The following is an 11541-nucleotide window of genomic DNA, read 5'->3' on the forward strand; positions in this document are numbered from 1 at the left end:
GTTTAATTATGAGAGAAAAGAAAAAGTATAAATATTTAATTAATGGGGGGTATGCCTTTGATGAAGAAAAAATAACTAAAAAACTTAGTGATTTATCAAAGGAGGGGTGGATACTTGAAAGTGTAGGTCCACTTAGATATAAGTTAGTTAAAGGGGAGTGCAATGACTATATTTATTCAATGGACTATAATGAAAGCAAAGAAGATTTAGATGAGTATTTTGATATATTTAAAAGTGGTGGGTGGGATCATGTAGATTCTACTGAAGGTTTTCATTTCTTTAGAGCAAATAGAGGAACTACACCAATATATACTGATAAAGAAAGCTACAAAAATAAGTATGAGGTAATTAGATCTAGATGTAATAAGACTGGGATTATAAGTGGAGTAATAATGATATTTATAGTTTTACTTGGATTATCATTTAAAGAAATTTTAAATAATAATGATTTATTATTTATATTATACCTAATCTCTATAGTAATGCTTATAGGAATTACGGTACCATCCGTTATGGTGAGCTTTGCATATTACTTTAGAAAAAGAAAAATACAAAAGGAAAATTAGTGTTTATATGAATTGAAATTTATATAAATCATAATTTATGTAAAATGTATATAAGATATCTTATATACATTTTTTTATAGTATAATAATGTAAAATGATTAAGGTTACTTAGGTGATAAAATGATAAATTTTGAGATGAAAAGTTATAATTTAGTCTTTAGAATTATAGTAGTATTAGGTGTTATAGGTATTACTATCCATGATAGTGGAAATGGATTTGTTTTAAGTTTATATGTTGTTGGATTTCTTATACTATCTCTTATGCAAGGATTAATTAGAAAAAAGTATAAATATATATTTTTCATATTATTGATTATATGGAACTTGATTTTTTATTATCTGGGTATGGAGATAACAAGTACTTTAATAACGTTATTGTTAATTGAAGTTTGCGCTTCAAAGGCTGAGTTATTAATTCCTCTTATTATAATTTCTACAACGTTTGTTGCAGCATTTTATAAAAAAGATTTTATACCATTTTATATTTACACCACAGTGCTCGGAATTTTCTTTATGAGAATATTTAGTGTATATGATAGAAAATTTATAAAATTAGAAGATGATATGGATAAAAAGATAAAAGAGGGACATGCATTAAGCCAAAAAATTAAGGATGAGAGTGATTTCTACAAACAAAGTATTTATTCAGTAAAATTAGAAGAGAGAAATGATATATCAAGAAGAATGCACGATAATGTTGGACATGTAATTGCAGCATCCATTATGAGACTTGAAGCAGCTCAGATAATCTTAAATACAGATATAGATAAAGGGCGAGAGATGATAAAAGAAGCTACGGAAAACCTAAGAAAAGGAATGGATGATATAAGAGAGACTATTCATGAAATAACTCCAAGAAGTGAAGAGATTGGAATTAACAAGATAAAGCTTTTATTAGAAGAAAAGCTTAAAGGATCTAAGATTAAATATTCAGTAATGCACAGTGGTAATATAGATAAAGTGACTATAGTAGAATGGGCTGTTATATATGAAGGTATAAAGGAGTTATCAACTAATAGTATTAAGTATAGTGGCTGTGATAAGATAACGGTAAACATAGAGATATTAGATAAATTACTAAAGATAACATTTAAAGATAATGGAGTAGGAAAAGAAAAGGTAATAAAAGGTTATGGTTTAACAAAACTGGAAGAGGAAGTTTTAAAGCAAAGAGGGAATTTAATAATAGATGGAAGTGATGGATTCACAGTTATTATGATATTTTATAAATAAAGGGGGAAAAGATTTTGACTATAAGGCTAGTCATTGGAGAAGATGATGACTTAATAAGAGAAAGTTTAAAGATAATACTTGGAACAAATCAAAATATAGAAGTTTTAGATGCTTTTCCAAATGGACGTGAAGCTCTTGAATATGTAGTTAGAAATGATGTTGATATAGCACTGTTAGATGTTAGAATGCCAATTATGAATGGAGTTTTAGCAACTAAAGAGATAAATGAAAAAAGTAATACTAAAGTTATTATTTTAACTACCTTTGATGAAGATGATTATATAAGAAGTGCAATATCTTATGGTGCAAAGGGATACTTACTTAAAAATACTCCACCGGATAAGATAATAAGTGCTATAGAGATGGTTTACGCTGGTAACTCAGTTATTCAGGAAGAGGTGTTATCTAAATTATCATCTAATTTAGACTATAAAGAAAAAGAAGAATTTGATATGACACAGTTTACTGAAAGAGAAATTGAAATTATAAAAGAGATATCAAAGGGTGCTAGTAATAAAGAGATTAGTAGTAATTTATTTATATCAGAAGGAACGGTTAAAAACTATATAACATCAATCCTTCAGAAGACTGAACTTTCTCACAGAACTCAAATTGCAATTAAATATTTAAAATCAATATGACAAAAGTCATATGAAAGATGTGACCTTCTCTAGATTCAAAGGGGAGGTCTTTTTTATATAATTAGATTATAAAGATTTAAATGATTATTTTAGAGGAGAGATTTTAAATGTATGCTATAGAAATTAAGGATCTAGTAAAGAAGTATGGGGACTTTTTAGCAGTAGATAATATATCACTTAAAATTGAAAAGGGAAGAATATATGGATTACTTGGACCAAATGGTGCTGGAAAGAGCACAGCTATAAACATTATATGTGGTCTTATAAGAGGAACATCAGGAAATATCATTATGAATGGCGTTGATATTACAAAGAGCATGAAGGGTCAGAACAAAAAGATAGGATTAGTTCCACAAGAAGTTGCACTTTACTGGGACTTTACAGCAGAAGAGAATTTAAAGTTCTTTGGAGCGATATATGGACTTAAAGGATCAGTCCTTAAAGAAAGAGTAGAGGAATCATTAGAATTTACAGGACTTATGGATGTAAGAAAAAAACTTGCAAAAGAGTTTTCAGGGGGAATGCTTAGAAGACTTAATATAGCCTGTGCTCTTGTCCATAGACCAGAGATAATTATAATGGATGAGCCAACTGTTGGAATAGATCCACAATCAAGAAATCATATATTACAATCTGTAAAAAAGCTTAATAAAAAAGGTGTAACTATAATTTACACAACTCACTATATGGAAGAAGTTGAAACCTTATGTGAAGAGATAGCAATAATAGATCATGGAAAAGTTATTGTACAAGGAACTAAGGAGGAACTTAAAAATATAGTAAGTGAAACAAGAAATCTACATCTATTAGTTGATAATGGAGCAATTATAGAAATAAATGAACTTAAAAAGGTTAAAGGAGTTCAAGAAGTAATAATAAATGAAAATGAAATAAAGATAGCTTCAAGTAAGGAAGTTAATAATTTAAGTAATATCATTGATAAAGTTAATGAGCTTGGAGCAAATATATTTGATATTGGATATAAAGATATAACTCTAGAAACTGTATTCTTAACTCTTACAGGAAGAAGTTTAAGAGATTAGATGAAAGAAATATTAGAATAAATTAAGGGGGATTAATTTAATTATGAAAGCATGTATTAAAAGTACAATACTTTTAGTTTTAAGAAGTCCAAAATACTTTATATTTTCAATGCTTTTTCCAATATTTCTAACAATTTTAATTGGAGGAGTTCTTGGAAAGTATTTTAATACCAGCAGTAATATGAAGGAAAGTGAAGTATATTATATAAATAATATTGGTGATGAAGGTAGCGATATTATAGATAATTTGGTTAAAGCTTCTGATAATGGAGGCACAAAGCTCACTTTTCAGACTATATCATCAGCAGATGAAGGAAAAGAGAAGGTACGTGAAGATGATGATATTTTTATAGAATTAAATAAAGATAAGATCAATGTATTTGTACAAAGTGGAAGTGATTTTCATTATTCATATATAAATTCTTTGCTTAGTGGGATAACTAGTAGAGGAGAAGCTATAAAGCTTATGTATAGCATAAATCCAGTTGAAGCAACTAATATTCTTAAAAATGATAGTTATGATTCAAAAGATTCAAGTATAGACTTTAAATTACTTGATAGCGAACAAGCACCTACATCATTTGATTATTATGCAATTGCAGAACTTACAATGATGTTACTTTATTTAATGTTATTCCCTATGAGTAGGTATTTTGAAGATAAGAGAACTGGTATCAGGGAGAGGATGAAGATTCTTGGAATATCAGATTTTAATTATTATTTTGGATCAACAATTGGATATTTCATTATTTCATTTGGAACTACACTACCAAGTTTCTTATTCTCAAATTTTGTACTAAAGACTAATTGGGGAAGTAATCCACTTCTTTGTTATGCTGCAATACAAGTATTTGCCCTTGCAAGTATAAGTATTGGTACAGTAGTAGCTAGTTTCTTTAATGATGAGGAAAAGGTAGAGGGAGTATTCCAAGGTGTAGTATTTCCAGTATTATCATTCCTCGGAGGTGCTTATTTAGCTCTTCCTGATAATGTAGGAGGAATATTCCAAATAATAACTAATATTTCTCCAATTAGATGGCTTAACAGAGGGATAATGCAAAGTATATTCAATAATAGCAATAAGCTTCTTATATCATCTTGTGCTGTTGCTTTAATAGTTACTGCAATAATGGCAGCTATCATGGTTGTAAGTGGAAGACGAAAGGAGTGGAGAATATGAGAAATATCTTAGTAATGCTAAAAAATAATTTAAGAATGATGATATTAAAAAAACCACTCTATTTTATAGCAAGTATAGTAGCTCCAGTTGTAATAGTACTAGTAGTAGGTTCTTTATTGACAAGTGGATCATCAAATATGTCAATTGGTGTATCTAATTTAGATAATAGTAAATCTTCAGAATTGATACTAAAAAATATAGAAAATCAAAACAATTTTACTGCCCTAGATATGAATGAAGAAGAAATAGAAAGTAAGATAAAAGAAAAAAGTATAGAATGTGGAATAATAATTAAAAAAGGATTCCAAGAGGGAATAGTTAATGGAAATTCTAAAAATCAAATTGAGATTATAGGTAAAGATGGAGATTCAATATATAAATCTATAGAATCTATGATATCAATTGATTTAAAAAATCTAGAGGATTTAGGAAAGATAAGTAATGAAGATAGTAAGGTTTATAATAATCTTTTAAAAGATTATGAAAGCAATAAAGTCACTATAGAGAGAGGCTCTTTAAGAGATGATAGTAAAGATTATAATAACACATCAATATTTGTAGGATTTTTAATAATGTTTATGTTCTTTAGGTCAATACTCGGGGCAGAACGTATATTAGAAGATAAGAAAACTAAAGTATATACTAGAATATTTGCAGCTCCTATAAAGGTTTATCAATATTACCTAGGTAATATTTTAGCTAGTATATTAGCTATAAACTTACAAGCAGCACTATCTTTAGTTGCAATAAGATATTTAATAAATATAAATATTGGTATGAGCTATATACAGATGTTCTTTATACTGTTCTTAATTAGTATACTTGCAGTAGCTGTAGGAACATTTTGTATAGCAGTAACTAGAACTTCACAGGAGGCTAGTATAATTAGTAACATCTTAATTATGATACTTTTAATGCTTGGAGGATGCTTTGTTCCAGTAGAGCTATTCCCAAGTGCATTAGATAAACTATCAAAATTACTTCCAACAAGATGGGCTATGGATATGGTGTCATCTCTTCAAGATGGAATAGCTATTAATTCTTTATATAAAAATATTATAATAATTTTATTATACTCAGCAGTATTCTTCTTAGCTGCAGCTTATGTAACTAAGCGTAAGGATAAGAAAGTAGATATAGCTTAGTATTGTATATTGGAAAATCTATACTTTTCTATTTGCGGAGAGATGTAATAATTACAATATGACCATTACAGATTTAGTTTCTATAATTAAAAGTATAGACAGGAAATATAAAATCTCAAGGAACCTAAATAATGAATTTAATTTATGTAGAAAAAAAGACTTTAATAATGGTAATGACAGTAAATAAATTATCTTTTAAATATTATTTAGTGGAAAGTATCATAAGAAGAATATTAAGAGAATATAGAGAAAAAGCCAAAAAGATATTTGTTAATTGCAAATATCTTTTTTATATATTGAACATAAATTAAACAGAATTGTTTATGGATTATGTATGCATATGGACAATGTGATAAAATTTATAATAGCAAATGTGTAAAGTAATAAGATATATTTTATTGATTATGAATAATTATGCTTGAATTAGGGGGATATTGATATGAGGTTTGATAAGATTACAGTTGCAGTAGATATGGCTGGGTGTCCGAATAGATGTAAACATTGCTGGATAGGACATTTTAACAATGGAAATATGTCTATAGAAGAGTTGAAATATATATCAAATACTTTTAGTGAATATACTGATTCACTTGAAGTATATAGTTGGTTTAGGGAGCCAGATTATAAGAGTAATTATAAGCAACTATGGGAATTAGATAATGAATTGAGTATAAATACAACTCCAGAAAGATTTGAGTTACTAAGTTTTTGGAGAATAAATAGAGATAAAGAGTATGTTAAATGGGCATATGATATTGGTGTTAGAAGATGCCAATTAACTTTTTTTGGACTTGAAGAAGAAACTGATTACTACATTGGAAGAAAAGGTGCATTTAAGGAATTAATAAATGCTACTGAGATATTACTTAATAATAAAATTGCTCCAAGGTGGCAAATGTTTATTAATAAATATAATATTAATAAGATACAATCACTTATTGATTTAAGTAAAAAAAAGAAATTAAGTGAAAGATGTGAAATCATAGGAGAAGAATTTGAGTTATTTGTGCATCAAGGAAGTTGTGATGGTGAAAATGAAAAGTTATATGATATAAGAATAACATCAGATGATTTAGTGAATATACCAAAAGAATTTCATAAGCATTTAGGTGATACTGAAGAAAGAATCTATAAGAAACTTATTATAGATAATTCTACTGTTAACCTTGTTTCGCAATCTCCTATTTTCTATATTACTTCAGAATTTGATGTATACCCAAATTACACATCAATATTACCATGGTGGAAATTGGGGAATATAAAGAAAGATGGAATTGAAATAGTATTAAATAATTATATAAATAACAATTGTTTAGCACAACACAATAGATTAACAATACCCATTAGCAAAATGGTTAAAGAATGTGGAAATCCTAAAAGTAATAGATTATTTGATGAAGAAGATTACATTATGTATATAATAAATCAATATTGTAATAGAGAGGTAAAATAAATTAAGTTTTACTAGCTAAATGAGAGATAATTAAACCAATGTATGGAGGTTCAATTGAGGAAGTTACAATATTATTTGAAAGACTTGATAAGAAGATAATAGCAAATATCCCTTTTGAACCATTTATTACAGTTTTATCAGGGGTGATAGTTAATGGAAAGCAAAATTATGCTACATTAGGTGCATATGGTGTTGTAAGTTAGAAGGATGTATTGTATATTTCATTGAAAAATTCACATTATACAACTTCAGGTGTAGTGAAAAATGGATTCTTTAGTGTAAACATACCATCCTCTGAATTTGTTAACAAGACTTATTTTGGTGGGTGTGTCTCTGTTAATAAAGAAGATAAATCGAATGTTTTTGATTCGTTCTATGATGATGCAGGAAATGCTCCAATGATAAATGTAAGAATGATACAGAATTTTATTATCTTACGTACTAAATTAAGATAGAATATTAATAAAAATATCGTATTATTCAGAAACGAATCTTACGGTATTTTAATTTTGCATTATATAACAATTACTCATTAGTCTATATATAATTAATGTATAATTTATATAAATACAGATTGACTTTTCTTAAAATCTTTAACCATAGCATATTTATAAGGTACATTACCTTGTACTATAAAATCCTTAGTTTTTACAGTACCTTTTTTAATTTTGATTTTATAAATAAATGTTTGTATAATAAGTAAAAATACACTTATAATTAATAGACATGATGATTGGACAGAGAGGAGCGATTTTTTATGAGTAAATTTATGAATAGACATAGAATGGAAACTATACTTATAGGTATTGGACTTATAGTATTGTCTTTATTTCTGCATTATTTACACTATTTAACTTTTAATGATTTACACCATACTTTAATATTTTTATTTGCAGACATTGCATTTATTCCAATGGATGTATTCTTTACAGCCTTTGTAATAGAAAAGCTACTTGAAAAGCGTGAAAAGAATCATAAGAGGGAAAAATTAATTATGATTAAAGGAGTATTCTTCTCAGAGTTTGGAGCAGATCTTCTAGAAGAGTTTTCTAAAGGTGATAGAGAGATTGAAAGTATAACTAAGGTGGCCATTGTAAATAAAGAGTGGGAAAAGAACGATTTTAAGGAGCTTGAAAGGGTTATTGAAAATCATGAGTTTTCTGTTGATGCTAGCAAAATAGATTTAGATAGAGTTAAGGAAATTCTTAAAAGTAAGAAAGATATGATAATATCATTTATAAGTAATCCAACTTTAATGGAACATGAGGTATTTTCAGAGTTAATTATGTCATTATTCCATTTACTAGAGGAGTTTGATGATAGATATTATAACATGATATGTGGTTGTTGTGATGATAATCATATAGAAAAAGATATAACTATTTGCTACGAGCAATTAAGCGGAATCTGGGTTAAATATATGAGACATTTAAAGGAGGAATATCCTCAATTATTTATAAAGGCAATGCTTCACAATCCGTTTGATACAAGGACTCTTGATGAAAAACTTGAAACATGTGGATTAAAATGTAGCGGTAAAAAATAATAAATGATAATATTTTAACAAAGCAATATTTTAAAATTATGTAATGTATTGTATAATTATTATATAATCTAATTAATTTTTAAAATTAGTTACTGATTAAAGTAAGAATTAATAATATAAGGATTATAGAAGAGAAGAGGATTTATGAAAAAGATATTTAAAGCAAAGACAATTAAATTAATAGGCTTTTGTTTAATACTTATATTAAATTCTATTCTTTTTATAGAAATAAGTTTTTTAAAAAGGACAGTTGATAATTCAATTGGAGATTTTTATGAATTTAGAGATGTTTTTAAGAATTATATAAGTCCTACTATTAATATTATAGAGATAATTTCAATGATTATTTTTGTTATAGTTATTATATTATATTTAAAATTTGTACTGCATGACAGTAAATTAAATAAAGAAGCAAGTAAATAAAGGGTGGATAATCCACCCTTTATTTAATACTAAAATTAATAATTATTAGTATTAATATAATTGCTCTATTATATATCCTTGAGTCTTAAAAAGATCTTTAATACTTGCTATATGTTCATATCCGTTTGTTTCAACGGTGACTTCAAGTAATGTATTTCTTAGCTTGTTAACTGCCTTAAATTGATTATGCTCAAGCTTAACAACATTAGCGTTAGTTTCTCTAAGAAGGTCTGTAATTCTACTAAGTTCTCCTGGAATATTTGGAAGTTCTACTGTAAAGCAGAATAATCTTCCTCTAGAAACTAAGCCACTATTAATAAGAGACATTATAGTAAGCATATCTATATTTCCACCACTTATTATAGAAACAACATTTTTATCCTCAAAATCTAATTTTGATAATGCAGCAAGTGATGCGGCACCAGATGCTTCAGCAACAAGCTTTTGTTTCTCATTAAGTGCTAAGAAGGCATCAACTATTTCATTGTCACTAACTGTTACAATAGTATCAACATTCTTTTGGATTAGTGAAAAAGTAAGGTCACCAGGACATTTTACTGCAATTCCATCAGCTATTGTGCTTACATAAGGAATGGGAGTCAATCTTTTTGCATGGAAGCTATCGTGCATAGCACTTGCACCTTCAGCTTGAACTCCTATAACTTGTATATCTGGATTAATTTCTTTAGCAGCTAATGAAATACCGCTAATTAATCCACCACCACCGATTGGACATACTATTGCATCTACATTTTTAAGATCTTCAAATATTTCAAGTGCTATAGTTCCTTGACCATGAATTACATCAATATCATTGAAGGGATGAAGGAATGTAGCTCCTTGTTCTTCTTCAATTTTCTTTGCAAAACTATAAGCATCATCATAACATTTACCATGTAAAATTACATTTCCACCAAAATCTTTAGTAGATTGAACCTTTAGATATGGCGTAGTAGTTGGCATTACAATTGTTGCTTTAATACCCATTAAATTAGCAGCATATGCAACACCTTGTGCATGATTACCAGCAGATGAACAAACAACGCCCTTAGCTTTTTCTTCATTAGTTAAGCTCATCATTTTGTTAAGGGCACCTCTTATTTTGTATGCACCAGTTAATTGAAGGTTTTCACACTTCATAAACACATTGTTTTTTGATAAGTCAGAGAAAAACTTACTATGCAATAATGGAGTTTTAACTACTACATCTTTAATATTTTCTCTTGCGGCTTTAATACTATCTAAATGCATAAATAACACCTCTCTTTTGTGAATTCTCACACTTATTATAACATTTACAATAAAAGATTATAGAGGTTAAATACAAAATAATTAAAATATTTAGACTTTTTATCAAAATTTTAGACTTTTTGAGATTTTTTCTTTATAATGGAATTACAAAAGATAAGAGGAGGGAATTTTATGAATAAAACAATAATCAAAACAAATAACGCACCTGCTGCAATAGGACCATACTCACAAGGTGTTAGAATAGGTAATATGGTATACACATCAGGTCAAATTCCACTAAATCCAGAAACAAAGGAATTAGTAACAGAAATAAAGGCTGCTACAAGACAAAGTTTAACAAATGTTAAGGGTATTCTTGAAGAAGCTGGAACAAGTATGGAGAATGTTATAAAGACAACAGTTTTTGTTAAAGATTTAAATGATTTTGCTGCTGTTAATGAAGTTTATGCAACATTCTTCCAAGGTGAACCACCTGCAAGAAGCTGTGTGGAAGTTGCTAAATTACCACTAGATGCACCTGTTGAAATAGAAGTAATTGCTATAGTAGAATAGTATTTAAGTTTAAAAATAAAAAAGGCTAAAAATCTTTTAAGATTCTTAGCCTTTTTTATTAATATAAATAGTTTATACAGTCAAATATAGATTTCTTCTATTATTTTTTAATATTCTATTTTAATTTTTTCGTTATTAAATTTTTTAATTAAAGTAAATAATGATTTTAGACCACTATATAAAATTATTATTAGAGCTATACATTGAATTATATAGAAAATAAAATATATGTGATTATATATATTTTCAGAAAACTTTTCTATAGTAGAAGCAACTTTATTAGTTAATAATAAAATTGTTAAAGCTTTATAACTTAATCCTTTTTCAGTTTTAAAAGAATATCTAACCCAACAAGTAAATATAAAAATAAAGAAAATATCTAGAACTATTTTAATAAAATAATCTATGTTCATAGTCTCATCTCCTAAAAATAAATTTATAATCTTATAAATTATAATAATAATAATTTCACAAAAAATAATCAGGTTATTCATTAATTATATTATTT

The 11541-nt window shown here is 27.3% G+C and carries 12 protein-coding genes and 1 pseudogene; 11 read left to right on the forward strand and 2 right to left on the reverse strand.

Features of this window, described 5'->3' with window-relative positions:
• Positions 1–8 precede the first annotated feature (8 nt).
• The 10 genes and pseudogenes from JOC62_RS09705 (at position 9) to JOC62_RS09750 (ending at position 9230) form a co-directional block, all read left to right on the forward strand.
• Positions 9–566, forward strand: coding sequence for a DUF2812 domain-containing protein (locus tag JOC62_RS09705; RefSeq protein WP_204595067.1), 558 nt, complete (start codon positions 9–11; stop codon positions 564–566).
• 120 nt (positions 567–686) lie between these two features.
• Positions 687–1799: a sensor histidine kinase gene (locus JOC62_RS09710; RefSeq protein ID WP_204595068.1), complete on the forward strand. Its 1113-nt coding sequence runs from the start codon at positions 687–689 to the stop codon at positions 1797–1799.
• A gap of 14 nt (positions 1800–1813) precedes the next feature.
• Positions 1814–2440, forward strand: coding sequence for a response regulator transcription factor (locus JOC62_RS09715; RefSeq protein ID WP_204595069.1), 627 nt, complete (start codon positions 1814–1816; stop codon positions 2438–2440).
• Positions 2441–2547: 107 nt separating this feature from the next.
• Positions 2548–3483 carry an ABC transporter ATP-binding protein gene (locus tag JOC62_RS09720; RefSeq protein ID WP_204595070.1) on the forward strand — a complete coding sequence of 312 codons (936 nt, stop codon included), beginning with the start codon at positions 2548–2550 and terminating at the stop codon, positions 3481–3483.
• 43 nt (positions 3484–3526) lie between these two features.
• Positions 3527–4663 carry an ABC transporter permease gene (locus JOC62_RS09725; RefSeq protein ID WP_204595071.1) on the forward strand — a complete coding sequence of 379 codons (1137 nt, stop codon included), beginning with the start codon at positions 3527–3529 and terminating at the stop codon, positions 4661–4663.
• Positions 4660–5808, forward strand: coding sequence for an ABC transporter permease (locus JOC62_RS09730; protein ID WP_204595072.1), 1149 nt, complete (start codon positions 4660–4662; stop codon positions 5806–5808). Before JOC62_RS09725 ends, JOC62_RS09730 begins: the two co-directional genes overlap by 4 nt.
• 439 nt (positions 5809–6247) lie before the next feature.
• Complete coding sequence (locus JOC62_RS09735; RefSeq protein WP_204595073.1) at positions 6248–7261, forward strand: radical SAM protein; 1014 nt, start codon at positions 6248–6250, stop codon at positions 7259–7261.
• Between the two features lie 38 nt (positions 7262–7299).
• Positions 7300–7665, forward strand: a pseudogene (locus JOC62_RS09740) (hypothetical protein); the annotation flags it as partial.
• A 353-nt stretch (positions 7666–8018) separates the two neighbouring features.
• Entirely contained in the window at positions 8019–8807 is a 789-nt protein-coding gene (locus JOC62_RS09745) for a hypothetical protein (RefSeq protein WP_243425044.1), read from the forward strand.
• A gap of 144 nt (positions 8808–8951) precedes the next feature.
• Positions 8952–9230 carry a hypothetical protein gene (locus JOC62_RS09750; protein WP_204595074.1) on the forward strand — a complete coding sequence of 93 codons (279 nt, stop codon included), beginning with the start codon at positions 8952–8954 and terminating at the stop codon, positions 9228–9230.
• A gap of 51 nt (positions 9231–9281) precedes the next feature.
• Here JOC62_RS09750 and ilvA read toward each other — a convergent pair whose 3' ends face one another.
• The gene (gene ilvA, locus JOC62_RS09755) at positions 9282–10481 is read right to left on the reverse strand and encodes a threonine ammonia-lyase (RefSeq protein WP_204595075.1); all 1200 of its coding nucleotides are present in this window, start codon (positions 10479–10481) and stop codon (positions 9282–9284) included.
• A gap of 171 nt (positions 10482–10652) precedes the next feature.
• Between ilvA and JOC62_RS09760 the strand changes: the two genes are divergently transcribed.
• Positions 10653–11033 (forward strand): RidA family protein, encoded by a 381-nt coding sequence (locus JOC62_RS09760; protein ID WP_204595076.1) that lies wholly within the window; start codon positions 10653–10655, stop codon positions 11031–11033.
• 107 nt (positions 11034–11140) lie between these two features.
• Here JOC62_RS09760 and JOC62_RS09765 read toward each other — a convergent pair whose 3' ends face one another.
• Positions 11141–11446, reverse strand: a complete 306-nt coding sequence (locus JOC62_RS09765; RefSeq protein ID WP_204595077.1) for a hypothetical protein — start codon at positions 11444–11446, stop codon at positions 11141–11143.
• Between the last annotated feature and the right edge of the window lie 95 nt (positions 11447–11541).

It is taken from the genome of Clostridium sardiniense, from assembly GCF_016907995.1.
Taxonomy (GTDB): Bacteria; Bacillota; Clostridia; order Clostridiales; family Clostridiaceae; genus Clostridium; species Clostridium sardiniense.

Excerpts from the sequence above, each read along its gene's own strand:
- JOC62_RS09705 (WP_204595067.1), top strand. The coding sequence starts at position 9 with ATGAGAGAAAAGAAAAAGTATAAATATTTAATTAATGGGGGGTATGCC.
- ilvA (WP_204595075.1), bottom strand. The coding sequence starts at position 10,481 with ATGCATTTAGATAGTATTAAAGCCGCAAGAGAAAATATTAAAGATGTA.
- JOC62_RS09765 (WP_204595077.1), bottom strand. The coding sequence starts at position 11,446 with ATGAACATAGATTATTTTATTAAAATAGTTCTAGATATTTTCTTTATT.
- JOC62_RS09745 (WP_243425044.1), top strand. The coding sequence starts at position 8,019 with ATGAGTAAATTTATGAATAGACATAGAATGGAAACTATACTTATAGGT.
- JOC62_RS09735 (WP_204595073.1), top strand. The coding sequence starts at position 6,248 with ATGAGGTTTGATAAGATTACAGTTGCAGTAGATATGGCTGGGTGTCCG.
- JOC62_RS09750 (WP_204595074.1), top strand. The coding sequence starts at position 8,952 with ATGAAAAAGATATTTAAAGCAAAGACAATTAAATTAATAGGCTTTTGT.
- JOC62_RS09760 (WP_204595076.1), top strand. The coding sequence starts at position 10,653 with ATGAATAAAACAATAATCAAAACAAATAACGCACCTGCTGCAATAGGA.
- JOC62_RS09710 (WP_204595068.1), top strand. The coding sequence starts at position 687 with ATGATAAATTTTGAGATGAAAAGTTATAATTTAGTCTTTAGAATTATA.
- JOC62_RS09725 (WP_204595071.1), top strand. The coding sequence starts at position 3,527 with ATGAAAGCATGTATTAAAAGTACAATACTTTTAGTTTTAAGAAGTCCA.
- JOC62_RS09720 (WP_204595070.1), top strand. The coding sequence starts at position 2,548 with ATGTATGCTATAGAAATTAAGGATCTAGTAAAGAAGTATGGGGACTTT.
- JOC62_RS09730 (WP_204595072.1), top strand. The coding sequence starts at position 4,660 with ATGAGAAATATCTTAGTAATGCTAAAAAATAATTTAAGAATGATGATA.